We start from the raw sequence: 24,668 nt of genomic DNA on the forward strand, positions 1-24,668 counted from the left end.
GGCATGATTTAGCCGCAGGTGCCAACGGGGTGCCGTGGCCTGTTCTGAGGAGTACGCATGGCTGTCTACAACTACGACGTGGTGGTATTGGGTTCAGGCCCGGCGGGAGAGGGCGCGGCAATGAATGCCGCCAAAGCAGGGCGCAAGGTGGCGATGGTCGATAGTCGTCGTCAGGTCGGCGGCAACTGCACCCACCTGGGCACTATCCCGTCCAAGGCCTTGCGTCACTCGGTCCGGCAGATCATGCAGTTCAACACCAACCCGATGTTCCGGGCCATTGGTGAACCGCGCTGGTTCTCGTTCCCGGACGTGCTGAAAAGCGCAGAAAAAGTCATTTCCAAACAAGTTGCGTCGCGCACTGGCTACTATGCCCGCAACCGCGTTGACGTGTTCTTCGGCACCGGCAGCTTTGCAGACGAGCAAACCGTCGAAGTGGTCTGCGCCAACGGCGTAGTCGAAAAACTGGTAGCCAAGCACATCATCATCGCCACCGGCTCGCGTCCGTATCGTCCGGCTGATATCGATTTCCACCACCCGCGTATCTACGATAGCGACACCATCCTCAGCCTCGGCCACACCCCGCGCAAACTGATTGTTTACGGCGCTGGCGTGATCGGTTGCGAGTACGCCTCGATCTTCAGTGGTCTGGGTGTGCTGGTGGAGCTGGTGGACAACCGCGGTCAGTTGCTGAGCTTCCTCGATTCGGAAATCTCCCAGGCGCTGAGCTATCACTTCAGCAACAACAACATCACTGTGCGCCACAACGAAGATTACGATCGGGTTGAAGGCGTGGACAACGGCGTGATCCTGCACCTCAAGTCCGGCAAGAAGATCAAGGCCGATGCCTTGCTCTGGTGCAACGGCCGTACCGGTAATACCGACGCGCTGGGTCTGGAAAACATCGGCGTGAAGGTCAACAGCCGTGGCCAGATCGAAGTCGACGAGAACTACCGCACTTGCGTACCGAACATCTACGGTGCCGGTGACGTGATTGGTTGGCCGAGCCTGGCCAGTGCCGCCCATGACCAGGGCCGTTCGGCCGCTGGCAGCATTGTCGATAATGGCAGCTGGCGCTTCGTCAACGACGTACCGACCGGGATCTACACCATTCCGGAGATCAGTTCGATCGGCAAGAACGAGCAAGAGCTGACCCAGGCCAAAGTGCCGTATGAAGTCGGCAAGGCGTTTTTCAAGAGCATGGCGCGAGCGCAGATTGCCGGTGAGCCGCAAGGCATGCTGAAGATCCTGTTCCACCGCGAAACGCTGGCAGTCCTGGGCGTGCATTGCTTCGGCTATCAGGCGTCGGAGATCGTTCACATTGGCCAGGCCATCATGAACCAGCCGGGTGAGCTGAACACGTTGAAGTACTTCGTCAACACCACGTTCAACTACCCGACCATGGCCGAAGCCTATCGGGTCGCGGCCTACGACGGTCTCAACCGGCTTTTTTGAGCGGCTCCGGCCGGTGGCCTGAGCCGGCCGGGGAGACCGATTTCAGCAATTCTCGAGGGTGGCAGTGGCCAAACCGGGAAAGTCTGTAATCAGGCTGTCAACGCCGAAATCAGCGAGCCTGCGCATCAGCGCAGGTTCGTTGACTGTCCACACCGACACATGCAGCCCTTGACGCTGCGCCTTCTGCAGGCGTTCCGGCGTACACAGGGTCCAGTTCAGCGCGAGCATCCCACAGCCATAACTTTGCGCGACCTTTAGCGGGTCGAGCCAGGCGTATTCGGCTACCAGCCCGCGGGACACGTCGGGCACCAGGTCCAGGGCGGCTTTCAGGACTTCCCTTGAGCTTGAGGTGATGGTGACCTTGTCCAGCATGCCAAAGCGTTGGGCCATTTCCCTGATCGCCAGCACGGTTGTCGCTGCCCGCACCCGTGAGGCGCTCTTGACCTCAAGCTGCCAGTGATCGAAATCGCACTTCTCGAACAATTCTTCCAGGCGTGGAATTGGGCAGGGCGTGATCCAGCCCGGGCCGCCCTTGCGGGCATCATAGGTGACGAGGTCCGCTGCCGAGTGTTCGACCACTTTGCCGCGACGCTCGGTGGTGCGCTTGAGCGTCGGGTCATGGATGACCATCAACTCGCCGTCCATGGACAGGTGCAGGTCCAGTTCACAGCGGCGCACCCCATGCTTGAGGCATTGCTGGAAACTGGCCAGGGTGTTTTCCGGTGCTTCGCCTTTGGCGCCGCGATGGCCGTAGATGAGGGTCACGGTTCTTCCTTAGTTAATTGCCTGATTCGTTTTGCTCGCGGGCCAGGCGTCGTTCTTGTGCCTGTTTCTGCAAGATGTAGCGGGCCAGCAATTGCCGTTGGGCATCGGCCAGGTGTTCGAACTCGGTGCCGACGTCGTAGCCGTCCCCCTTGCGGTCGCAATGGGTCACGCGAGCCCGCAACAACAGGCCAAGCGCCTGTGGCATCAGCACGAGTTTGACCGACAGGTGAGCGCCGGCTGCGATGGGGGCCGGATGCTGGAAGTCGATCCCGCCCTCGGACAGAATCACCGGTTGTGGCTCGCCGATCTGGCCGAGCACGGTCAGGGCGACGACCTGGCTGAGCAGGTCGATGCGTTTGTTGAGTACTTTCAGGTAGGCGGCCGTGTTTCGGTCGCGCTCACTGATCTGACGCAGCAAGTGCTGCGACTCGAATTCGCTCAGGTGCAGTTCGCTGAGCAGATTGAACAGCGGCGAAGCATCCTGTAACACATCCTGGCCTGCGGCTTCGGGGGCAGACAGGGGCCTAATTTCCAGTGCGATCGTGTCCTCGATACGGTAGTATTCGCGGCGATCTTCTTCATCTAATGTCGACATGGCGAACCCATGGTAGCGGCGGTGGTCTGAGTGTAAAGCTGGTTATCGACCCCCGCCACAAGGACGTTCCTTTTCCCTCCGAACAAGCCCCGACATGTTCAGACCTCTCTTCGTATTTATCGGCACGCGTTATACCCGTGCAAAGCGTCGCAATCATTTTGTGTCATTCATTTCCCTGACCTCGATGATCGGGCTCGCCCTTGGCGTGGTCGTGATGATCGTGGTGCTGTCGGTCATGAACGGCTTCGATCATGAGATGCGCACCCGCGTGCTGGGCATGGTGCCCCACGCGACCATCGAGTCCGGTGAAGCCATCAGCGACTGGCAAAGCCTCGCCGCCAAGGTCAAGCAGAACCCGCAGGTGGTGGCCGTTGCGCCATTTACCCAGATGCAGGGGTTGTTGACCAATAACGGTCAGGTGCAGAAAGTCCTGCTCAACGCCATCGACCCGGCCCAGGAGCGGCAGGTCTCGATCATCGACAACTTCATGACGCAGGGCAAACTGGACGACTTGTCGCCCGGCAGCTTCGGCATCGTGATCGGTGACAAGGCCGCCACCAAGCTCGGCGTGGGGGTTGGCGACAAGCTGACCTTCGTGGCCCCGGAAGTCACCGTGACGCCGGCCGGCATGTTCCCGCGCATGAAGCGCTTTACCGTGGTCGGGATTTTCCATGTCGGCGCGGGTGAACTGGACGGCTACCTGGGCGTGACCAACTTGCAGGATCTGGCGAAACTGCATCGCTGGAAACCGGATCAGGTTCAAGGCCTGCGGCTCAAGTTCGATGACCTGTTCCAGGCACCGCGCACCGCGTGGAACATCGCCCAGCAACTTGGCGAAGACCATTACTACGCTCGCGACTGGACCCGCACCCACGGCAACCTGTATCAGGCGATCCGCATGGAAAAAGCCATGATTGGTCTGTTGTTGCTGCTGATTGTTGCGGTGGCCGCGTTCAACATCATTTCCACGCTGGTGATGGTGGTGAACGACAAGAAGGGCGACATCGCGATCCTGCGCACCCTTGGCGCCACGCCGGGGACCATCATGGCGACCTTCATGGTCCAGGGTACGGTGATCGGTGTCGTGGGCACGGCGATTGGCGCGGTGGTCGGGATGTTCGCCGCGCTGAATGTCAGTGCCGCGATTTCCGCCCTCGAAGGCCTGATCGGGCACAAATTTCTTAACGCCGACGTGTACTTCATCGACTACCTGCCCTCGCAGTTGCAGGCCCGGGATGTGTTGATGGTCTGCGGCGCCGCGTTGGTCCTGAGTTTCCTCGCCACCCTGTATCCAGCCTGGCGTGCCGCGCGCACCCAGCCTGCGGAGGCGCTACGTTATGAGTGAGTTGGGCATGAGTGATAAAGCAATCCTGAGTTGCCGTGACCTGGGCAAATCCTACGAGGAAGGCCCGGAGTCGGTGGAAGTATTGGCCGGTCTGCAACTCGAGTTGCACCCGGGTGAGCGGGTGGCGATTGTCGGCACTTCGGGTTCGGGCAAAAGTACCTTGCTCAACCTGCTGGGCGGTCTCGACACGCCGACCAAGGGCAGCGTCTGGCTGGCAGGTGAGCAATTGTCGGCGCTCAACGAAAAGGCCCGTGGCCAGTTGCGCAATCGTTCGCTGGGTTTTGTGTACCAGTTCCACCATTTGCTGCCTGAGTTCACTGCGCTGGAAAACGTCTGCATGCCACTGCTGATTGGCCGCACCGCGATCCCGGAAGCCCGTCAGCGCGCCACGGCATTGCTGGAGCGAGTGGGTCTGGGGCATCGCCTGGAACACAAGCCTGCCGAGTTGTCCGGCGGTGAGCGTCAGCGTGTGGCCATCGCCCGTGCTCTGGTCAACAAGCCAGGCCTGGTGATGCTCGATGAGCCGACCGGCAATCTCGACTCCCACACCGCCCAAGGCATTCAAGACCTGATGCTGGAACTCAGCACCTCGATGCGCACCGCGTTCCTGGTGGTGACCCACGACATGAACCTGGCCCGGCAGATGGACCGCGTCCTGCACTTGCAGGAAGGTTACCTGACGCCCATCTGATGGGTTGAAACCCGGTGCCTGAAGAGGTTGCCGGGTCTTTTATTTTTATACGGTGCCCCAGCGAATGTTCAGACCGTTATCGATCTTTATCGGCACGCGCTATACCCGCGCCAAACGCCGCAATCGCTTTGTTTCCTTTATCTCGATGACCTCGATGATCGGCCTCGCCCTGGGCGTGCTGGCGATGATTGTAGTGTTGTCGGTGATGAACGGCTTTCAGCGCGAAATGAGCTCGCGCATCCTTGGCATGGTGCCCCACGCGACCATCGTTGGCGTCAAGCCGATTGACGATTGGCAGCCCGTGGCGGCAGCGGCCATGAAAAATCCTGAAGTGACGGCGGCCGTGCCGTTCACCGAAATGGAAGGCATGCTCTCCTACAAGGGGCTGATGCAACCGATCCAGATCAGCGGCGTTGATCCGGCGCAGGAAGGCAAAGTCTCCATCGTCGCCCAGCACATCGTGCAGGGGCGTCTGGATGACCTGAAACCGGGTGAGTTCGGCGTGGTGATCGGCGAGATCACGGCGCGACGCTTCCGCTTGAATGTGGGTGACAAACTCACCCTCATCGTGCCGGAAGTCAGCACCGCGCCGGGCGGTATCACGCCACGGATGCAGCGCTTGAACGTGGTCGGTGTGTTTAAGGTTGGCGCCGAACTCGACGGCTCCATGGCGCTGATTCACGTCGGCGACGCGGCGGCCATGCAGCACTGGGAACCGAACCAGGTGCAAAGCGTGCGTCTGGCAGTGAAGGATCTTTACGCCGCGCCAAAGGTGTCGAACGACATCGCCACCGGCCTCGGTGCCGACTTCAAGGCGGATGACTGGACCCATACCCAGGGCAGTCTGTTCAGCGCGATGAAGATGGAAAAAACCATGATCGGCCTTTTGCTGCTGATGATCGTGGCAGTAGCGGCGTTCAACATCATCGCGACCCTGATCATGGTGGTGAACGACAAGGGCGCGGACATCGCGATCCTGCGCACCATCGGTGCCTCGCCTCGACAGATCATGGCGATCTTCATGGTTCAGGGGACGGTGATCGGCATCGTCGGCACGCTGATCGGTGGTGTCCTCGGCGTGATCGCGGCGCTCAACGTGAGTGAGCTGGTGGGATGGCTGGAGCGCATCAGCGGGCAACACATCTTCAGCTCCGATGTCTACTTCGTCAGCAACTTGCCGTCCGAGCTGCAAAGCGGTGACGTGCTGTTGATCTGCTCGGCAGGGTTTGTCCTGAGCTTCCTGGCCACCGTTTACCCGGCCTGGCGTGCCGCGAAGATCGAACCGGCACACGCGTTGCGTTACTCCTGACAGACGCTTGTTACTGGGCGATATAAAAAAGGACTTGTTGAAAACAAGTCCTTTTTTTGCGCGTCAGAAAGTCACAAGGGAAGTTTGATCGTGGGTCAGTGGCTGTAAAAAACATCGATGGCGGCCGTTCCGCGGAATGACACGTTCTCGGTGTTGTGGGCAATGAATGCGCAGGTGGCTTTAAAGCGCTTTCTTTTACGATCCCAGGCCAGTGTGAGTTGGCCGCTCACGGAGAACACCACCCACTCTTTTCCCTGTGCGGCCCCTCTGTGGCGCTCTTGATAGATGACGCCTTTGATCGTGGGGCCGGGGATCTGGTGTGTGCCGCTTTCGATGTTGGGGATAAGGTTGAAGTAGAACTGCTGGGAGTGGGGTGCCTGCGTATTGTTTTGAGTGGCGGTCAGCAACAGCTCTTTGCCTGCGTTCAAAAAGAGGCGCGGTCGGTCATCGGCGAATGTGCCACGTGCGCCAAGATTGGCGTTGAATACATCCTCATCCAGGGAGAATGCGATAGGGGCCTGCCGAGTATTATCATCCATGATAATTACCAATTTAGTGTGAGAAGGAGTTCGCAAAATTATCAGGGATCGGGAAAGGGTGGTCTTATTTCAGTCGGGGAAGTTGTAATGGTGTATTTAAGTTAGTTGATAGGCTAGGCGTAAGTCGCGATGTTTATCCATGTCGGAGGCAGTCTGTTCTTATGTGCACAGGTGTTATGTTTTCTGTTCTCTCAACACGTAAGGTGTTTACGTTGTCACCGGTAGTTCGATCACAAAGCGTGTCCGCGTCGGGCCTGACTCGCAGCGAATCTGCCCGCCATGGGCGCGGATGATCGATTGGGTAATGGCCAGGCCCAGCCCGGCATGTTCGCTGCTGCCTTCGCGGCGTGCCGGATCGGCCCGGTAGAAGCGGTCGAACAAGCGTGGCAATAGCGCCTGATCGATCCCTTCGCCGGTGTTTTCTATCGCCAGGATCACACGGCTGGCCTGATCGACAATCTGCACGCAAACTTCGCCATCGGGCGGGGTAAATCGAAGGGCGTTGTCCAGCAGATTGGAAAGGGCGCGGCGCAACATGCTGCGGTCGCCGCAGAGGTTGGCGCTGCCTTCCCGGCTCAGTTTGACCTGAGCGTCTTCGGCCAGTGGCGCGAAAAACTCCAGCAGCAGATCCGCCTCATCCGACAGTTTCAAAGGCTCGCGCTTCGGGACCAGCAATCCGTGGTCGGCCTTGGCCAGGTAGAGCATGTCGTTCACCAACTGCGCCATCCATTGCAGTTCCTCCAGGTTGCTGTGCAATGCCTCGCGGTAATCCTCCAGGTCGCGTGGGCGGGTGAGGGTGACCTGAGTGTGCGTCAGCAGGTTGGACAGCGGGGTGCGCAACTCGTGGGCGATGTCGGCGGAAAACGCTGAAAGCCGTTGAAACGAGTCGTCCAGGCGTCCGAGCATGGCGTTGAAGGTGTGGGCCAGTTCGGTGAGTTCGGCGGGCATTTGATCTTCGGGCAAGCGTTGCGTCAGGGAGTTGGCTGACACCCCGGCGGCGACCTCGCTCATGCGCCGTAGCGGCCGCAAACCGCTGCGTGCCGCCCACGCCCCAAGTAGTGCGGTGGCCAGCGCCGATAAGCCGACCGTCAACCAGATCAAATGCTGCATGCGCTGTAAGAAGTGCTGATGGTGAGTGATGTCGAGCATCAGCACCAATTGCGCGGAGTCTATTTTGGCGGGCTCAAGCCTGGCGCTGTAGACCCGATACGCGATGCCCTCGTTTTGCACGCTATAGAGACCGGGCAGGGTGGGCAAGTCGGGGGGCAGGTTCGCTGCACTGTCGAACCAGACGCGAGCGTCGGCGCCGCGTACCCGCAATGCCAAATCCGGTTGATGACTCATTTCATCCTGCAACCGCGCTTTGCGTTCCGCGAACAACTGCGGGTTGTCGGCCCCGGCCAACGCACTGCGCAAGGCGATCAGTTTGCTGTCGAGCAATTGTTGGTCGAGTTCGATGAAATGCGCTTCGCTGGCTCGACTGAACAGCACCCCGGCGAACAATGAAACTACCGCGGTGCAAGCGGCGAACAGCAAAGCCAGGCGGCTGCTCAGGGATATTCGGCGCATCAGGCGGCACGCTCTTCGAGCACGTAACCCATGCCGCGCACGGTGTGAATCAGTTTGTTGGGAAAGTCATCGTCAATCTTCAGCCGCAAACGGCGGATCGCCACTTCAATGACATTGGTGTCACTGTCGAAATTCATGTCCCAGACTTGCGACGCGATCAGCGATTTAGGCAACACTTCACCCTGGCGGCGCAGGAGCATTTCCAGCAGGGCGAATTCCTTGGCGGTCAGGTCGATGCGCTGGCCGCTGCGCTCGACCCGGCGGCGGATCAGGTCCAGGCGCAAGTCAGCCAGTTGCAGGCTGGTCTCCTGCGGTGTCGCGCTGCCGCGTCGCAACAGGCTGCGCACGCGGGCGAGGAGTTCGGAGAAGGCGAAAGGTTTGACCAGATAATCGTCGGCGCCCAGTTCCAGGCCGTGGACCCTGTCTTCAACGGCATCGCGGGCCGTGAGAAACAGCACCGGGATATCCAGGCCGGCGCCACGCACGGCTTGCAGGATTTGCCAGCCGTCGCGACCGGGGAGCATCACGTCGAGAATCAGCAACGCATAATCGCCCGTCAGCGCCAGATGCTGGCCGGTGCTGCCGTCGGCCACCAACTCGGCATTGAAGCCAGCCTCGGTCAGGCCCTGGCGCAGATAGTGGCCGGTTTTCGGTTGGTCTTCGACGATCAGCAGTTTCATGGTCAACTCGAGGTTAGTGGAACAGATGCGTTATACCGTGGCTGGCGGTGATGCAGCTCAACCTTACAAAGTTGTAATCTGGCCGTCAGCTCGCTGGCAGCGGCGCAGCACTAGAGTTTCCCACAGGCTGAACCTCATCTTGTTGGAGTGTGATCATGTTTTTGCGTAATCGACTGGCGCTTGCTGGCTGTTTATTGGCGTTGAGCTTTCCCGTGTGGGCGTCCCCTGCGCAGACCTACGCTTTCGGTCAACCCGCGCCGGCGGCCAAGGCGACGCGCACGGTCGAGATTGTGATGGGCGATATGTCGTTCACGCCCAAGGCACTGGAGATCAAGGCGGGCGAGACCGTGCGTTTTATCCTGATCAATAAAGGCCAGTTGCTGCATGAGTTCAACCTGGGTGACGCGAAAATGCACGCCGAGCACCAGCAGGAAATGCTCAAGATGCAAGAGAGCGGCATGTTGACGCCGACCGCCATGAAAACCGGCGCAGCGCCTATGGATCATGCAGCCATGGGGCACGGCCCGATGGCGGGCATGGATCACGGCGCAAGCATGAAGCACGATGATCCGAACAGCGTGTTGGTGGAGCCGGGTAAAACTGCCGAACTGACCTGGACCTTCAAAAAGGCCAGCAACCTGGAGTTTGCCTGCAACATCCCGGGCCACTATCAGGCAGGGATGGTCGGCAAACTGACAGTCAGTCAGTAAGCACTCAAAGGCGGGAGCAAAGGCTGATAGAATCCGCTGATTCTTCAGTCAGGTTTCCGCCATGCATCCCGCAGCCGAACATTCGCCGCTGGGCAAATCCAGCGAATACATCGCCACGTACACACCCTCCTTGCTGTTCCCGATTCCGCGCACCGCAAAATGGGCCGAGTTAGGCCTGACGGCCGACACCCTGCCGTACACGGGCGTGGACTTCTGGAACTGCTTCGAACTGTCCTGGTTGCTGCCGTCGGGCAAGCCGGTGGTGGCCATCGGTGAGTTCAGCATTCCGGCAGATTCGCCGAACATCATCGAATCGAAGTCGTTCAAGCTGTACCTGAACTCGCTGAACCAGACGCCGTTTGCCGACACCCAAACCCTGGAAGCCACACTGGTGAAAGACCTGTCGGCCGCTGCGGGCAAACCGGTGGGCGTGCGTATTCGCAGTTTGAGCGAGGTTCAGGCCGAAGGTGTGGTGGCGTTGCCCGGCGTGTGTATTGATGACCTGGACATCAGCGTCAGCAACTACGAGCATCCGCGCCCGGAACTGCTGCGTTGCGACGACTCGCGAATCGTTGAAGAGAGCGTGCACAGTCATTTGCTCAAATCCAACTGCCCGGTCACCAGCCAGCCGGATTGGGGCAGTGTCGCAGTCGAGTACCGTGGCGCGGCGCTGGATCACGCCAGCCTGCTGGCGTATCTGGTGAGCTTCCGTCAGCACTCCGATTTTCATGAGCAGTGCGTAGAGCGGATCTTCCTCGACCTGCAACGCTTGCTGAAGCCGGAAAAACTGACGGTGTATGCACGTTACGTGCGCCGTGGCGGGCTGGACATCAACCCGTATCGCAGCACCGAAGCGGTGCAGTTGCCGAACCATCGGTTGGTGCGCCAGTAAACCTCTAATGTGGGAGCGGGCTTGCTCGCGAAGGGGCCATCACATTCAACATTGATACTGAATGTCAGTCCGCCTTCGCGAGCAAGCCCGCTCCCACAAGGAATCGTATTTCAGGCTGAAAAAACGAAAAAGCCCCGCTAGCAGGGCTTTTTGCATTTTGGGGTCAGATCCCGATGTTGCCCAGGGTCTGCACAATATTGCGCAATGTTCCGGCCAGGGCAGGGTGTTCTACTTCAAAGCGCTCCACGGCCAGGTTCACACCGTCGGCGAGGCTGGTGTTCTGGGTCGCGGTTTCCAGTTTGATTTGCGCGTCAATCTTTTGCATCAGTTCTTGCAGGTGGTCACGTTCTTCCTGCGAGAGCGGTGGGTTCTGCTCCAGTTGCTCGCGCAGGGTGTTGAGCTGTTCTTGCAGTTCGCGGGCAGGCATGGCGTTCTTCCTTTTATCAAGAGGCACTGGCATAGACCGCAGCGGTGCACCAAAGGTCTACGACTGGCCTTTAGATTAATCCACTCTCGGGCACTGTGCATGATCTCGATCAGGGCTTTTCGCCCTTGCGCCGTCGCAGGTCGATATCGGCCAGGCACGTCGTCAATTCGCCCAGGTGATCGATCACAGAATGCACGCCAAGGCTGAACAGTTGCACGGTTGCCTTGCCACGTTTGTGCTCTCGTTCCTGTTGGCTCAGGGCCAGCCACTCGGCGGGGGGCAGTCCGCACAGCGAGCCGCAAGACGCCAGGCCAATGGTCCAGAGCCCGGCGTTAAGGCCCGATTGCAGCAGTCGTGGTTCGCCGCTGACCAGTACACAACCGTCCAGGCGATTGACCTTCAGCGCTATCAACGCCTGCCAGCAAGCGTGGGGCGAGGGCCAGTGCTCGGTGCCGAGTGAGTTGGGCGCGGCGGTGATCCAGCCCGGCAGTGACGCCGCCAGTGCCAGGCTTTGCGCGTGAGGTAGCTCGTCCAGCCAGGCACAGGGAATGTCCTGATGCCGTAGCTGATGGAGAGCCTCAAGAGCACCCGGTGTCAGGTGGGCGTGTTCAGCGGGTTCGTGACTGTTGTGGCGGGTGCGGGCGCCGAAATCCACCAGGCAGCCACTCAGGCCGAAGAGTACGGCGGTCGGTGCGGGCAGGGTGTCGCGTAGCGCTTGGGCCTGGGGCATTTCAACGTCCCTGAAATAGTCAAGCAGACTAGGGCTTGCTGATGACAGTTGAGTGAACCACTGCGTGCGCGGCTGATTTGTTGTAGGGCGTTTCCGGGGATGCTGCCTAAAATTGCTTATCCGTCTTATACTAGCGGTCTAATCACTCGGGCCCCGAAGCCCGTGCCAGTACAACCCAAGGAGTTTGTGCAATGCGCTGGAGCAATCGTCTAGCTCGACTATGTATGTGTGCCAGCGTACTGCTGGTTCCGTTTGCGGCTCAGGCGGCTTCGGAAGAAGACCCTTGGGAGAGCGTCAATCGCCCAATCTACAAGTTCAACGACGTGCTGGACACCTACGCCTTGAAACCCCTTGCGCAGGGCTATCAGTTCATCACGCCGACGTTTCTTTCAGACGGCATCCACAACATGTTCCGCAACATCGGTGATGTCGGCAACCTGGCCAACGACATTCTGCAGGCCAAGCCTCGTGCGGCTGGCGTAGACACTGCGCGCCTGCTGATGAACACCACCCTCGGCGTGGCGGGTTTCTTTGATGTGGGCACCAAAATGGGCCTGCAACGCAACGACGAAGACTTTGGCCAGACCCTGGGGTATTGGGGCATGCCGAGTGGTCCTTACGTGATGTTGCCGTTCTTCGGCCCGAGCACAGTGCGTGATGCGCCGTCCAAGTACGTCGACAGCTATGCTGAACCCTACCGTTACATGAACGACATTCCGGCACGCAACATGGCCATCGGCATGGACGTGATCGACACCCGTGCCAGCCTGTTGTCGAGCGAGAAGCTGATCACCGGCGACAAATACACCTTCATTCGCAATGCTTACCTGCAAAACCGCGAGTTCAAGGTCAAGGATGGCAAGGTCGAAGACGATTTTTAAATCGTTACCGGCATAACAAGAAGGCGGCCCGTGGGCCGCCTTCTTGGTTTCTGTTTATCCTCAATTCATCTTCAGGATTGTAAGCCCAAGTTTCTGCTCGCCACCGTTTTGCTGATTGATCCAGACCACTTCTGTCTCGGCTTCCAGCCCTTTGAGGGCCGCATGCTCGGAGTCGATGCGGACACTGAGGCGGTCGCCGACCTGGAAGGAGCGGGTGGCCCGGACCTGCATGCCGCTGCTGGAAAGGTCGATGCAGACGGCTGGAATCAAATCGCCGGCGTGGATCAACGTGACATCCGCATCAACCCGCATGCGGATGTAATCGCGCTTTTCACTGTAGTCACGATCGGTTTGGCTCATGGGCTCGATCCTTCCATTGTGTTGCTGTTTTGCCTGTTCTTATAACTCCCGGTGATTTGCGATGTAAAGACGTCAGGCGACCATCGGCGTGAGCTTGAAACGCCCCGCGGATGGGAGTACCGTCTGCGCCTTAGAAGGGCACCTCTGATGAACTTGTGTGTAGGGCAAATGCTCGAAAGCAGTGCAACAGAGAGGCTAGAAAGCGAATCCAGTAGTGTGCGCCGGGCCAAACGCCCAGCCAGCTACGCCAACCTAATTCTGGCGCCGTTTGCCCACATGCAAAAAACCAGTGCCACGCTGCTGATAATCGATGACGACGAAGTAGTGCGCGCGAGCCTCGCGGCCTATTTGGAAGACAGTGGCTTCAGCGTCCTGCAGGCCAGTAATGGTCAACAGGGTCTTCAGGTATTCGAGCAAAACCAGCCCGACTTGGTGATCTGCGATCTGCGCATGCCGCAGATGGGCGGGCTCGAACTCATTCGTCAGGTGACCGACATTGCGCCGCAAACACCGGTGATCGTGGTGTCGGGTGCCGGCGTGATGAACGACGCAGTCGAGGCTTTGCGCCTGGGTGCGGCGGACTACTTGATCAAACCTCTTGAAGACCTCGCCGTGCTTGAGCACTCGGTGCGCCGGGCCTTGGACCGCGCACGCCTGCTGCTGGAAAACCAGCGTTACCGCGAGAAGCTCGAAACCGCCAACCGCGAGCTCGAAGCCAGCCTGAACCTGCTCCAGGAAGACCAGAACGCCGGTCGCCAGGTGCAGATGAACATGCTGCCGGTCAGTCCTTGGACCATCGACGAGTTCCAGTTTGCACACCAGATCATCCCGTCGCTGTACCTGTCGGGTGATTTTGTGGACTACTTTCGGGTCGATGAACGTCGGGTAGCCTTCTACCTGGCCGACGTTTCGGGGCATGGCGCGTCCTCGGCCTTCGTCACGGTACTGTTGAAGTTCATGACCACGCGCTTGTTGTTCGAGTCCAAGCGCAATGGCACCTTGCCGGAATTCAAGCCTTCAGAAGTCCTTGGTCATATCAACCGGGGCCTTATCAGCTGTAAGCTGGGCAAACACGTCACGATGGTCGGTGGAGTCATCGACGAGGAGACAGGTTTGTTGACCTATAGCATCGGCGGTCACCTGCCGTTGCCTGTGTTGTACACGCCAGACAGTGTGCGTTACCTGGAAGGGCGCGGTTTGCCGGTAGGTTTGTTCAATGAAGCCACCTACGAAGACCACGTACTGGAGCTGCCGCCGGTGTTCAGCCTGACGCTGATGTCCGATGGTATTCTGGACCTTTTGCCAGAACCCACACTCAAAGAAAAAGAAGCTGCCTTGCCTGAACGGGTCAAGTCGGCGGGCGGCAGCCTGGATGGTCTGCGGCAGGTTTTTGGATTGGCCACGCTAGGGGAGATGCCGGATGATATCGCCCTGTTGGTGTTGAGCAGGAATCTTTAATGAGTACCGGTAGAATCCAGTTCGCCGAGCAGGACGGCACCTTCGTTCTGAAGTTCGTCGGTGAAGTTCGCCTGACCCTGTGTTCGGCGTTGGATGCGACTATAGACAAGATCTTCAGCGCGCTGAATTTCAACGCGATCGTGATCGATCTGACCGAAACCCGCAGCATTGACAGCACCACCCTTGGCCTGCTGGCCAAACTGTCGATCCTGTCGCGGCAAAAGGTCGGCCTGCTGCCGACCGTCGTCACCACCCACGAAGACATCACCCGTCTGTTGGAGTCCATGGGCTTTGAGCAGGTGTTCAACATCGTTGATCGCCCGGTTCCGTGCCCGGAATGCCTGACCGACCTGCCAGATCAGGATCAGTCCGAAGAAGTGGTGCGGATCAAAGTGCTTGAAGCGCACAAGATCCTCATGGGCCTGAACGACTCCAACCGCGAAGCGTTCCACGACTTGGTCAACGCCCTGGAGCGTCACTGATCCGCTGAATGGGTGTGGGCCTCACCGGCCCCCTCGCGAGGGGCCAGATCTGCCAGTCGTTGCACTGGCGCGAAGCTCATTCAATTCCCGCCGCCAAACCGCATAAAAAAGGGCGAACCCACCAGGGTTCGCCCTTTTTGCATCACGCAGAATCAAATCACAGCTTGGCTTGCAACAATGCTTCCAGCTTCTCCTGATCGCGAGCGAACTGACGAATACCTTCGGCCAGTTTCTCGGTCGCCATGGCGTCCTCGTTCGAGGCCCAGCGAAACTGCGCTTCGTTCAGGCTCTGACGCGCTTCGCCGGTGTGGCCTGGCGTCAGTTTGCGTTCCAGCTTGCCGGTGTCGGCCGCCAGCTTCTCGATCAGGTCCGGACTGATGGTCAGGCGATCACAGCCGGCCAGTTGTTCGATCTGATTGAGATTACGGAAGCTCGCGCCCATGACCACGGTTTTGTAGTCATTGGTCTTGTAGTAGTTGTAGATGCGCGTCACCGACTGCACGCCCGGATCATCTGAGCCGGTGTAATCGTTGCCGTTGGCTTTTTTGTACCAGTCGTAGATGCGGCCCACGAACGGCGAAATCAGGAACACCCCGGCCTCGGCACAGGCAACGGCCTGGGCGAAAGAGAACAGCAGGGTCAGGTTGGTCTGGATGCCTTCGCGCTCCAGTTGTTCGGCGGCGCGGATGCCTTCCCAGGTGGAAGCGATCTTGATCAGCACGCGGTCGCGGCCAATGCCGGCCTTGTCGTACAGTTCAATCAGACGATGCGCACGTTTCAACATCGCATCGGTGTTAAACGACAGGCGCGCATCCACTTCAGTGGAGATGCGTCCCGGAATCACTTTCAGAATTTCCTGACCCACCGCGACGCCAAAACGGTCGCTGGCCAGGCCGACATCACCCTTGCAGTCGCGGACACTGGCGTTCAGCAACTCGGCATAAGCAGGAATGGCCGCAGCCTTGAGCAGCAGGGAAGGGTTGGTGGTGGCATCCACCGGTTTAACGCGAGCGATTGCCTCGAAGTCGCCGGTATCGGCCACGACGGTGGTGAATTGTTTGAGTTGTTCCAGCTTGGAAGTCATGAGCGTGCTCTATCCTGTGGGTCTGTTGACATTACCCGAGCGCTGACAGCCACTCAAGGGCGCAAATGCGTAACAACGGCCGGGGCGGCAACAACCAGAGAACAGTTGTTTGAAAGGCCCGGCGCTATCCGCTAAATACGATGCCAAAACACCCCGCAGGTTCAACGCACCTGGCGTTTAACGACCGTCCAGCAACTGCGCCGCCTGATCCAGCAACGCCAAGGGCTCCTTGGCCTTGTGAATATCCACCGACAACAACTGCCGGAACTTGCGTGCCCCCGGAAAACCGGTGCCCAGGCCCAGCACATGCCGAGTGATATGGTGCATCGAGCCGCCAGCGTCCAGGTGCGCAGCGATGTAAGGCCGCAACTGTGCCAGCGCTTCAGCCCGGGTAATCACCGGGGCGGTGCTGCCGAACAGTTGCTGATCCACCTCAGCCATCACATAAGGGTTGTGATACGCCTCGCGGCCCAGCATCACGCCGTCGAAGGTCTGCAAATGTTCGCGGCAGGCTTCCAGCGTCTTGATCCCGCCGTTGAGAATAATCTCCAGCTCCGGGAAATCGGTCTTCAACTGCGCGGCCACGTCATAACGCAGCGGCGGAATGTCCCGGTTCTCCTTCGGCGACAACCCTTCCAGAATCGCAATCCGCGCATGCACCGTGAAACTGGTGCACCCGGCATCCCGAACCGTGCCGACGAAATCACACAGTTGCGCGTAACTGTCCCGCCCATTGATCCCGATGCGATGCTTCACCGTCACCGGAATCGACACAGCATCGCGCATCGCCTTCACACAATCGGCCACCAACACCGGATGCGCCATCAGGCACGCACCAATCATATTGTTCTGCACCCGATCACTCGGACAGCCCACGTTGAGGTTCACCTCGTCGTAACCGTGCTCCTGCGCCATACGCGCACACGCGGCCAAGTCGGCCGGAACGCTGCCACCCAACTGCAACGCCAACGGATGCTCGGCGTCGTTATGACGCAGGAAACGCTCGTGATCGCCGTTGAGCAGTGCGCCAGTGGTGACCATCTCGGTGTAGAGCAGCGCATGCTTGGAGAGCAGGCGCAGGAAGAAACGGCAATGACGATCAGTCCAGTCCATCATGGGTGCTACAGAAAATTTACGATTCATAAAGCCTTGTATTTAAAGGCCTTCAGCAGGTTTTTGTGCTATCGTTCGTGTACATTTCAGGGGCCAAAATGACGGTTTGGGTACACCTGGAGTACACGCCGTGTGCATCAAAGGTATGCATCGGGTATGGATAAATGAACACTGAGTGAACACGACCATGGCTTCAATCCAAAAGCTCCCAAGCGGCAACTGGCGTGTGCTGATTCGATCAAAAGGTCACAAGGCGATCAGTGAAACGTTCACGACAGAGAAGCTTGCAAAGGCGTTTGCAAAGGAAAAAGCACGTCAGCTTGAAGAGATCAAAGCCACCGGCAGGGCCGCTGCTCCCAAGGGTTCAACTGTCGCGCATTATATCGATGACTACCTCGATTACATACAGCAGGGCCGTACCCTTCAGCGGAGCGCACTGTTCATCTACAAAGCTCTGAAGAAACGCCTGGGCAAGATCGGCATCGAACGGCTTTCGAAGAGTCACCTGGAGTCGTTCATTGATGCCAGGAAAAAAGAGGGCGTTCAGGGTCAAACAATTGCTGGTGATCTCTCGTTGCTATCATCTGTGCTTCGCTATTGCTATGACACTAAGCACCTTGATGTTGACCCAGATCTGGCCGACAAGGCGCGTAAGGGGCTGAAGACAAGTCACAAAATGAGAATCAAAAGTCGCGAAGTGGAGTGTGTACCAACACAGCAGGAGATCGACGCTATCACTGCTGTCTTTGCTACAAAGCCCCGTCAGCAGATCGACATGCCGCAGGTGATCCGATTCAGTCTCTACACATCTATGCGACAAGCAGAGATCTGCAGAATCAGAATTGAAGACTTGGACAGGGAGAATAAGACAGTCATTATTCGTGACCGAAAGCATCCTGACTTAAAGGAAGGTAACGATGAGACTGTTCCACTGCTGCCTTCAGCCTGGGAACTTGTAGAGAGCTTTATCGGGGGGCGGAAATCCGGCTGCATTTTTCCCTACAATCCGAAGTCCGTTTGTACTGCGTTCACACGCGCACGGGCGGAAGCTGGAGTGTCTCGACCAGTTCGATTTCACGATCTTCGGCACAAAGCGATCACTGACTTTTTCGGCATTGGCCTGAACGTTCCCCAAGTCGCGCTGATGAGCGGCCACCGCGATTGGCAGACTTTGAAACGATACACCCACGTCAAAGCAACAGACGTCCACACCGCTTATAACGCACTGAACATCAAGCAACAGGACGCAAAAAATATCGATGGGCAGTTGGCCTTGATCCTGCAGAAGCTAGGTCAACTGGATAGCGCCCAGGCATGAAAAGGGGGCCACCTGGCCCCCTCGCTTCACATGCAGCGTCTAATGAAATCGTCTGAATCGACTTCCATCAAGCTGCCGACAAACTCCATGACCGCGTTTTTTGGATACAAGTAAGCAGAGCCAAAGCGGATGGGCTTAGGGCCTTTGCCATGCTTTCTCCAGTAAGCAAGGGTATCAAGGGTTACCTTGGCAAGCTCGCTGATGTCCTCGGCGGTATAGCAGTTGATCTCGTCTGCCATTTTGCTTCTCAAGTTGCTGACGTCAATCATTCGATGCAGCCTTTTTCTGAGTGCTGCCGAAATCATGAACCCTAGTAATCAAAGCAGTTCTTTTTCTCTCCTTAGCACTGCAGAGGTTATTTTTGTCATCAGTGTGTGCTTGCTCAGTAAAGTTCCTGCGCAAGTCTTCCAAGCGTAATTTGGAAAATTTAAAGATTTGCACGGTTTTTTTTTCGATGACATGGCCTGTGCCCTGAGCGATTTTTTTTTGCATATCAACATCTCGGAAGTGCTCGCCATCATGACCGTCAGCGCCTCCATTTTTTCTGAAGCCCGGTGTCGTACCTGCGGCCTGTCAATACATGAGAAATGTTTTTTTTCTGAGCGTCAAGGAGCATTACGTATTATTTAAACGGTATGCCTGGGGCATACTCTTAACTATGAGTATGTTGAAAACTGTACTGAGATAATAAAGATCTACTTGTTGATGATGAAGCTGCCATTGGTCAAGTTCTTGTGGGTGGGCGGCCTATTCGTAATACCTGCGCGTAGAATCGCAGTCTTAGAATGTAAGTTGCAAAGCCAAAAAAAGAGCATAGCCACTATGGAACAAAATTTGCAGCGCTTGGTGAATCACTTTGGCATCTTGATTTATGATGTAGCCAAGAATAACGTTTATGTAGTTTAGTGGTGGCTAGGTGAGGTTTTATATATGTAGCGTGTTTATAAATATAGGTTGATTTTGGGGATTTATCTAACCATCCATCCGGCGTTGCTGAGGGGAACTTCGGGCCACTGCGTCGGTGTTAATTTATCAGCGGCGACTCAGCGGTGCGCTGTATATCACAGAGCATATTTCTAGTCCTTGATGTGTGGCGATAGTTGCGAAGGCTCAGAACGGAATTATGCCTCTGGCTGATTCGCTGGATTTTTCGATTTTCGATCACGCAGAGCCTCGGATATACCAAAAAAAGTAACTGAAAAGCTTAGCTTTTGGTGGCAAAAAGGAGCCGGGGCCTTCGGCCCCAAATAGGCGAGTAGTTTTAAGGGGCGGAGGCGCAACCCTAAACGATGTCATAGTGTTGAAAATGAGCTCAAAAATCCTATAGATCGAAGGATCAAATCTGAAAAACAAACAGCAAACACGTCAGTTTTTTACAATATGAAACTGGGGGGGGCGCAGGCAACGCTGCTTTTCTTTTGAGTTCAAAATATACATCTCCGGTTTTGAAAAACGAATTCAAGGGCAAGGATTTTATAATGTCGCAAAAACGACATTAATGTCGCGTATATGTAAATTATGAGTCCGGATCGGGCGCTACCGCTCTTGAGGTTACCGTGCGTAGGGAGGGGGATGGATTACGTCGGAAAAAGGTTGTCCAGCGATCAAAGCCACTCGGCGGCAGACCGATCTTTGCGCTCGGTCTCGCGTTGTCATATAACCCACGCCCAATCTCGACGCGCGGCCCCAAACCCTTCAAGAGCGCTTGCGTCAATCCTGCATTGTCATCGAGCTATCAGCTCCAGATTCGGTAGCTTTAATCCGCTTCCAATATCGATGCACAGTCGATAGAGCCAGGCCGGTCTCCCGTGCAATCTGCGATTGATTCATTCCTGCAGTTTTAAGTTCGCGAACAACGCTTTCGCTTCCCTTGTTCTGAGGCTTTCCAGGCTTACGGTGGGCGACCTCTCCATCAGCTAGCTGATCAGCGAGAATTCCAAGACCTCCTTCTTTCTCAAACGCTCGCAGCTGCTTCAGGGCAGCATCTATGAGGACAGGGTAGGGGGTGTCCTGCTGTTGGGACATACAAAGAGCTAGGAGGGCCAGAGGGTTTATTCGAAGGCCCTCAGCAAGGCTCTCGAACTTCTCAAGAGTAATGCTTGTTTCGCCTCGCTCGAGGGCGCTGAGTTTGGATTTCGCGGAGGCGTCAGAAAGGTCTTCGTGCCGAAGTTGACGCTGCTTACGCAGTGCTCGGATGGCGCCTGCGAGTGCGATTCTAAGCTGCATGGCTCACTCAAAAGTCAGGATATAGCCACACAGAAGGGTTTCCGTTAAATACCATAATGAGGTAGTATTGCGCATAAAGCAGTCAAGGACGGCCCATAGCGAAGCTTCCGTAAGCTCGTTTTGGCAATTTATGGGAATTAGATGAGAGCGTTTCGCTGGGCATGAAGACCGGCATGCGGACTATCCAGCAAGCCTCTGCTGAGCAGGCGTATTGTTCGTAGAATATTTCGGAGGCTGTACATGGTTGGAGTGATCGATACAGGGCTTTTCGGAGACCCTGGAGCCTCTTTAGTTGGCTCAGAAGTTAGCCTCCAAGACGCGATGTCTGCAGCCAGAAAGCGCTACAAATGGATGCCCTTATGCGCCGTCGAGGAGTGGATCATCCTTGACGCCATCGTCACCGACGCCGAGCGAGCCAAAGTAGCTGCCGCAGGCTGCCAACCAATTTTCATGTTTGCCCACAAAGTTGTGGACGACGAGCAGAGGCGTTTCGAACCAGGCCATTGGGTGCGCTCAAGCATGGGCATCGCTTTCAAGGAAGGCTACCTATTCGAAACACGCAACACGGTCTACGTCTTGCTCGGGCGAGGCCATCGTAAGTCTGCTTCTATCGAAGCGATATTTTCCCTTTTCTGATTACCAACCGGTTCTGCTGAGCAACTGACGTGCTCCAGCAGCTTGAGGCGACACATGTTCAGAACCTTAGACAACGACCTGATAGGCGTCCCAGGAATGTTCGGGGAAGGCGTGTCTCATTGGCGTGGAGTCTCAAGGCTACTCCGAACGCCTTGGTATCACTTAACCCTTAGCGTCGAAAACGAGGGGCGGCTCAGCGAGTGCGCCGTGATGATTGACGACACCCACCAGCTTCAAGAAATGTTGGTAAGCCAAGGTGCGGATTTCGCTATCACCGAGATTATGGCTGTGACGCCATCTTGGATGAATAAGTCCGGGGGCTGGCAGATGGAGCGGTTAACCAGAGTAACCGTAGGTGAGGACAGGTCTGGTTCTCAGGTTTGCTTGCTGGAAGTGGCTAAGGGGGCGGTGTATCACACCTCACACCAGCGAGACTTCCAGATTGAAGCGCTGGAAAACCTGAGGCCTGTCTTTCTCTCGAGCATGATTCAAGGACATTGAGATTACCGAAAATCCTGCACGGTACCAACGCGTCTGGTTCCGTGCGCAACTCCTGATAACCCCTCGCGGAATAGCACCGGAGCGCAGTGATGCTCGACACCATAGATGTAAATTTCCACGGAAAACGCCACACGGATTTCGATCTCAAGCGAATCATTAAAGCCCAGGAGCAAGGCTTTGATGTGCCAGTGACCGCTTACCTCTGCGGTGTTTCCATCAGGTCACGAGCAGGTATCGGTGTTGTTTTTGGCCACAAGCGAAAAGACCAGTTAGGGCGTTTCGGCGATGGTCACTTGATCAGGACTTCTGATGTGTTGAAGGTCGAACGCGAGGGGAGGTTTTGGGTGATGACGACGGAGAACTCGCGGTATGTACTGGTAACATTTCAGCGCGGGAATGGGCGTTCGAGTTTGCGTGAGTTTCTGCGCCTCTCACGAACATTCCATCCAACACCCAGGTTTCTACAGTGATTTGGCGGTGGCTACCTGCAAAAACGTTTCCTTATCCCACCTTGTAATAGCCCCTCTAAAGTTAAATTCTCGAATCAACATTCGGTGAAATGATCCGCTTGGTCAATGTATATTTCGATGTTCCAGAAGATCCAAGTTTTACTGGCATAGTCACCATGAACAACTCGTTTGGCGCACAAGCGCTTTAATGGAGGCTGCTCGTTGAACAGCCTTGTGAAGAACGCCTCATTTACCTTCCACAGTATCTGGAGCGGTTTGCCTGCAACCCCAGATGCACCCACCACCTTCACATCTTATTCATTTAAAACCTTGTCAACAGCAGTGGTTTCATCAACAGGAATAACACCTCTAGATGCTCCACTGGCTGTCGGCAATCGATGATTATATTCAACTCGGTCAGAAGCTATTTTCTTCTCTGTGATTGCACAGTTAGCATCTGAAATACTTTGAGATCTGATAATTTTTAGTGGTTCACTATCGTCTTCGTTGGTGTTTTTTTCAAAGTGTAGTGCCAAGTCGGCATACCACAATATCTCCCTAGCCAAAACCCATCGGTAGTGATTGTAAATGGAGCTGCTTTCAATTAGATTAAATCCGGTGTAGCGATTTTGCGGCTGCGCACCGATTTTTCGGCGGTTAGATATATTTAAAACTTCTGAGCTAGTCGATAGCAGTCGTATCTTGGGATTTCCGCCATCTGGGGGCGACACACCAGGCCTTGGGCTAGGATTGAAAGCCCACGCTTCAGTGATCATCCCGCCGGTCTCTTGATGGTTGGTCACGTGCGCAGCCAACCCTCCACCGAGCGAGTTACCTGTTACAACAACCTTGTCTCCGAATAGCCCTGGGTGAGAGTTTCTATATTCAACAGCTTTTTTAACATACTCTCGCGCTGGCTGGTTCTGCAATTGCCAAACTGCAAAGTTCTGAAAAAAGTAGTCTATAAATAATTGATCGGAGCCCCGAAACGCAATAATCATCTCGTTTTGGCCGGTCGTTTTATTTCGATAGCTAAACGTTTCGGCTTGAAAACCATTCCACAGGTCTTCGGTTAACTCTGGTATGGATTTCAAATAACCTGGTGTACCAAAGTTGTAAGGGTTGTTAGCGTCATCGTGCTGAAGTGTCAGGGTGGCTGCCAACGCGTAAACATAACCGTCCTTCGCAAGCCTAAGTTTTCGTGCGGTTTCTCCGCTGGGGTTACGTGGCGGCGTCTGGTATGCATCTACCATATCCAAGTATCGAGAGCTACACCAAGCATATCCTTCGATCTTACCGGCGAATTTAGGGAAGGGTGAATATCTAAACCCACTACATCCGCTGATGGCAATCAGCGTAAAAGAAACGCATGTACAAGTGATTTTTTGTTTGAGATTCATCGCATGCCCTCTGAATTTCTCTTGAGTGTAGTCGGCAGACGAAAGCTAGGGATATTGTTTTAAAAAAACGCATAGCTAATGCCAGCCAGGCTAACGCCCCGACTAGCGAAAACTCGAAAGAAAATACATTCACGCCTAATCGAGGCTGAGGTCTCTTAAACACAAGGTGAATACTATTCAGCCGCCTTCACGCACTCTCTTTGACACCGATGAATGAATCACGGGTAGTCTAGCAAGGCTTCGCCCGTGTCGTGAAAATCATCATGGTCGCAGGGGTGCTTCGAGAGACTCTTTAGGATCGATATGCGGCTGAAGACCCACATGTTGGGATCAAGAGCTGTGCTTCACTCCATACTTAACCCAGTCGAAGAATTCTTTATCTTTATTTGTATAAGTTATGCTGTGAGGGAATTCGTAAGGTTTACTGTCGAGGTCGCGAATTTTAAGGGTTACTTCACCCTTCTGCCAGTTGAAAAATATGTGCCTAAGCTGCTTTGTACCTGACTTGTCTGTTACACAAGTGTCGATCTCATATGGATGTCTCACCGACCATCTATCTGTTGCACTTAAAAATAGGTGTGCTACTCCAGTATAGATTTCTACCATTTCGAGTGATGGGACTTCGTAGCTATGCTCGGTAACATTTCTAAGTTTGTTGAATTTCTCCAATACGCTCGGCGAGGGTAGGCCGCATTTAAGTATATAGTCCGAAAGAAGATGGAAGTTTTTAACGCGAGTTAATGAAATGCAACCGAAACCTAGGCATACATCTTCCATTCGTAGATGAAGTGCTCTTTTAGCGTTTGCTAATGCATTAATGAGATTTCTTGACTCCGTTCCATCAGCCAGATCCATTCGAGCGTACTCTAAATAGTCTTCGGCAGAAGGTGTTTCACGGCAGCTGTAGCTAGACCAGTTATAGGTGACGTCATCGGGGTCAACATCTTTCGGTTCAAACATATACTTAACATCATCATTGGTAGGGGGTACTAAGCTAGCATGGCCGTGAAGCCTAGTAAAAAGGAGTCAGGCCGACGAAGTAGGTTTCTGTTCTTG

The 24,668-nt window shown here is 55.9% G+C and carries 28 protein-coding genes; 13 read left to right on the plus strand and 15 right to left on the minus strand.

Annotation, left to right across the window (positions count from 1 at the left end):
* Positions 1–57: 57 nt before the first annotated feature.
* A complete protein-coding gene (gene sthA, locus AC1Z1G_RS09510; protein ID WP_347905127.1) occupies positions 58–1,452 on the plus strand; it encodes a Si-specific NAD(P)(+) transhydrogenase in 1,395 nt (464 codons plus the stop codon).
* Between the two features lie 42 nt (positions 1,453–1,494).
* On the opposite strand, the gene AC1Z1G_RS09515 is transcribed toward sthA, so the two are convergent.
* Positions 1,495–2,217: a glycerophosphodiester phosphodiesterase gene (locus tag AC1Z1G_RS09515; protein WP_483626645.1), complete on the minus strand. Its 723-nt coding sequence runs from the start codon at positions 2,215–2,217 to the stop codon at positions 1,495–1,497.
* A gap of 13 nt (positions 2,218–2,230) precedes the next feature.
* Entirely contained in the window at positions 2,231–2,812 is a 582-nt protein-coding gene (locus tag AC1Z1G_RS09520) for a PilZ domain-containing protein (protein ID WP_483626647.1), read from the minus strand.
* Between the two features lie 94 nt (positions 2,813–2,906).
* On the opposite strand from AC1Z1G_RS09520, the gene AC1Z1G_RS09525 reads away from it, so the two are divergent.
* The 3 genes from AC1Z1G_RS09525 (at position 2,907) to AC1Z1G_RS09535 (ending at position 6,157) form a co-directional block, all read left to right on the plus strand.
* On the plus strand, positions 2,907–4,157 hold the full coding sequence (locus AC1Z1G_RS09525) for a lipoprotein-releasing ABC transporter permease subunit (RefSeq protein WP_483626649.1): 1,251 nt from the start codon (positions 2,907–2,909) through the stop codon (positions 4,155–4,157).
* Between the two features lie 7 nt (positions 4,158–4,164).
* The gene (gene lolD, locus AC1Z1G_RS09530; RefSeq protein ID WP_483626651.1) at positions 4,165–4,848 is read left to right on the plus strand and encodes a lipoprotein-releasing ABC transporter ATP-binding protein LolD; all 684 of its coding nucleotides are present in this window, start codon (positions 4,165–4,167) and stop codon (positions 4,846–4,848) included.
* A gap of 64 nt (positions 4,849–4,912) precedes the next feature.
* Positions 4,913–6,157, plus strand: coding sequence for a lipoprotein-releasing ABC transporter permease subunit (locus AC1Z1G_RS09535; RefSeq protein ID WP_483626653.1), 1,245 nt, complete (start codon positions 4,913–4,915; stop codon positions 6,155–6,157).
* Between the two features lie 95 nt (positions 6,158–6,252).
* Here AC1Z1G_RS09535 and AC1Z1G_RS09540 read toward each other — a convergent pair whose 3' ends face one another.
* The 3 genes from AC1Z1G_RS09540 to AC1Z1G_RS09550 form a co-directional block, all read right to left on the minus strand.
* Positions 6,253–6,696, minus strand: a complete 444-nt coding sequence (locus tag AC1Z1G_RS09540; RefSeq protein WP_483626655.1) for a hypothetical protein — start codon at positions 6,694–6,696, stop codon at positions 6,253–6,255.
* Between the two features lie 207 nt (positions 6,697–6,903).
* Complete coding sequence (locus AC1Z1G_RS09545) at positions 6,904–8,265, minus strand: heavy metal sensor histidine kinase (RefSeq protein ID WP_483626657.1); 1,362 nt, start codon at positions 8,263–8,265, stop codon at positions 6,904–6,906.
* Positions 8,265–8,945 carry a heavy metal response regulator transcription factor gene (locus AC1Z1G_RS09550; RefSeq protein ID WP_483626659.1) on the minus strand — a complete coding sequence of 227 codons (681 nt, stop codon included), beginning with the start codon at positions 8,943–8,945 and terminating at the stop codon, positions 8,265–8,267. Before AC1Z1G_RS09550 ends, AC1Z1G_RS09545 begins: the two co-directional genes overlap by 1 nt.
* Positions 8,946–9,100: 155 nt before the next feature.
* Here AC1Z1G_RS09550 and copI point away from each other — a divergent pair, with 155 nt between their 5' ends.
* Together copI and queF are read left to right on the plus strand one after the other, a co-directional pair.
* On the plus strand, positions 9,101–9,655 hold the full coding sequence (gene copI, locus AC1Z1G_RS09555; RefSeq protein ID WP_483626661.1) for a copper-resistant cuproprotein CopI: 555 nt from the start codon (positions 9,101–9,103) through the stop codon (positions 9,653–9,655).
* 61 nt (positions 9,656–9,716) lie between these two features.
* Entirely contained in the window at positions 9,717–10,547 is an 831-nt protein-coding gene (queF, locus tag AC1Z1G_RS09560; RefSeq protein ID WP_483626663.1) for an NADPH-dependent 7-cyano-7-deazaguanine reductase QueF, read from the plus strand.
* Positions 10,548–10,710: 163 nt separating this feature from the next.
* Here the strand turns inward: queF and AC1Z1G_RS09565 are convergent, their stop codons facing one another.
* A complete protein-coding gene (locus tag AC1Z1G_RS09565; RefSeq protein WP_347905138.1) occupies positions 10,711–10,974 on the minus strand; it encodes a DUF4404 family protein in 264 nt (87 codons plus the stop codon).
* Between the two features lie 109 nt (positions 10,975–11,083).
* The gene (gene pcrP / locus AC1Z1G_RS09570) at positions 11,084–11,704 is read right to left on the minus strand and encodes an HAD superfamily inactivated hydrolase PcrP (RefSeq protein WP_483626666.1); all 621 of its coding nucleotides are present in this window, start codon (positions 11,702–11,704) and stop codon (positions 11,084–11,086) included.
* Between the two features lie 191 nt (positions 11,705–11,895).
* Here pcrP and AC1Z1G_RS09575 point away from each other — a divergent pair, with 191 nt between their 5' ends.
* Positions 11,896–12,585, plus strand: coding sequence for an MlaA family lipoprotein (locus tag AC1Z1G_RS09575; RefSeq protein ID WP_483626668.1), 690 nt, complete (start codon positions 11,896–11,898; stop codon positions 12,583–12,585).
* A 60-nt stretch (positions 12,586–12,645) separates the two neighbouring features.
* Here AC1Z1G_RS09575 and AC1Z1G_RS09580 read toward each other — a convergent pair whose 3' ends face one another.
* Entirely contained in the window at positions 12,646–12,945 is a 300-nt protein-coding gene (locus tag AC1Z1G_RS09580) for a PilZ domain-containing protein (protein ID WP_483626670.1), read from the minus strand.
* 276 nt (positions 12,946–13,221) lie between these two features.
* On the opposite strand from AC1Z1G_RS09580, the gene rssB reads away from it, so the two are divergent.
* A complete protein-coding gene (gene rssB / locus AC1Z1G_RS09585; RefSeq protein WP_483626672.1) occupies positions 13,222–14,403 on the plus strand; it encodes a two-component system response regulator RssB in 1,182 nt (393 codons plus the stop codon).
* The gene (rssC, locus tag AC1Z1G_RS09590; RefSeq protein WP_347905144.1) at positions 14,403–14,885 is read left to right on the plus strand and encodes an anti-sigma factor antagonist RssC; all 483 of its coding nucleotides are present in this window, start codon (positions 14,403–14,405) and stop codon (positions 14,883–14,885) included. The genes rssB and rssC overlap by 1 nt, the downstream gene beginning before the upstream one ends.
* A 157-nt stretch (positions 14,886–15,042) precedes the next feature.
* Here rssC and tal read toward each other — a convergent pair whose 3' ends face one another.
* The gene (gene tal, locus AC1Z1G_RS09595; protein WP_483626674.1) at positions 15,043–15,969 is read right to left on the minus strand and encodes a transaldolase; all 927 of its coding nucleotides are present in this window, start codon (positions 15,967–15,969) and stop codon (positions 15,043–15,045) included.
* 177 nt (positions 15,970–16,146) lie between these two features.
* Positions 16,147–17,112, minus strand: coding sequence for a tRNA dihydrouridine(20/20a) synthase DusA (gene dusA, locus AC1Z1G_RS09600; RefSeq protein WP_483626676.1), 966 nt, complete (start codon positions 17,110–17,112; stop codon positions 16,147–16,149).
* Between the two features lie 145 nt (positions 17,113–17,257).
* Between dusA and AC1Z1G_RS09605 the strand changes: the two genes are divergently transcribed.
* Positions 17,258–18,400 (plus strand): tyrosine-type recombinase/integrase, encoded by a 1,143-nt coding sequence (locus tag AC1Z1G_RS09605; protein WP_483626678.1) that lies wholly within the window; start codon positions 17,258–17,260, stop codon positions 18,398–18,400.
* A 26-nt stretch (positions 18,401–18,426) separates the two neighbouring features.
* Here AC1Z1G_RS09605 and AC1Z1G_RS09610 read toward each other — a convergent pair whose 3' ends face one another.
* From AC1Z1G_RS09610 to AC1Z1G_RS09620, 3 genes are all read right to left on the minus strand, one after another.
* Complete coding sequence (locus AC1Z1G_RS09610; RefSeq protein WP_483626680.1) at positions 18,427–18,669, minus strand: hypothetical protein; 243 nt, start codon at positions 18,667–18,669, stop codon at positions 18,427–18,429.
* Positions 18,662–18,892, minus strand: coding sequence for a hypothetical protein (locus AC1Z1G_RS09615; protein ID WP_483626682.1), 231 nt, complete (start codon positions 18,890–18,892; stop codon positions 18,662–18,664). The genes AC1Z1G_RS09610 and AC1Z1G_RS09615 overlap by 8 nt, the downstream gene beginning before the upstream one ends.
* A gap of 1,218 nt (positions 18,893–20,110) precedes the next feature.
* A complete protein-coding gene (locus tag AC1Z1G_RS09620) occupies positions 20,111–20,626 on the minus strand; it encodes a helix-turn-helix domain-containing protein (RefSeq protein WP_483626684.1) in 516 nt (171 codons plus the stop codon).
* Between the two features lie 240 nt (positions 20,627–20,866).
* On the opposite strand from AC1Z1G_RS09620, the gene AC1Z1G_RS09625 reads away from it, so the two are divergent.
* The 3 genes from AC1Z1G_RS09625 (at position 20,867) to AC1Z1G_RS09635 (ending at position 22,233) form a co-directional block, all read left to right on the plus strand.
* Positions 20,867–21,262 carry a DUF6957 family protein gene (locus AC1Z1G_RS09625; protein WP_483626686.1) on the plus strand — a complete coding sequence of 132 codons (396 nt, stop codon included), beginning with the start codon at positions 20,867–20,869 and terminating at the stop codon, positions 21,260–21,262.
* A 210-nt stretch (positions 21,263–21,472) separates the two neighbouring features.
* Positions 21,473–21,763 carry a hypothetical protein gene (locus tag AC1Z1G_RS09630; protein WP_483626688.1) on the plus strand — a complete coding sequence of 97 codons (291 nt, stop codon included), beginning with the start codon at positions 21,473–21,475 and terminating at the stop codon, positions 21,761–21,763.
* Between the two features lie 89 nt (positions 21,764–21,852).
* A complete protein-coding gene (locus AC1Z1G_RS09635; RefSeq protein WP_483626690.1) occupies positions 21,853–22,233 on the plus strand; it encodes a hypothetical protein in 381 nt (126 codons plus the stop codon).
* 293 nt (positions 22,234–22,526) lie between these two features.
* On the opposite strand, the gene AC1Z1G_RS09640 is transcribed toward AC1Z1G_RS09635, so the two are convergent.
* Positions 22,527–23,612: a Tle-like phospholipase domain-containing protein gene (locus AC1Z1G_RS09640; protein ID WP_483626692.1), complete on the minus strand. Its 1,086-nt coding sequence runs from the start codon at positions 23,610–23,612 to the stop codon at positions 22,527–22,529.
* Positions 23,613–23,942: 330 nt separating this feature from the next.
* Positions 23,943–24,572 carry a hypothetical protein gene (locus tag AC1Z1G_RS09645; protein ID WP_483626694.1) on the minus strand — a complete coding sequence of 210 codons (630 nt, stop codon included), beginning with the start codon at positions 24,570–24,572 and terminating at the stop codon, positions 23,943–23,945.
* Between the last annotated feature and the right edge of the window lie 96 nt (positions 24,573–24,668).

The sequence above is a fragment of the Pseudomonas sp. JL27(2026) genome (genome assembly GCF_056933555.1).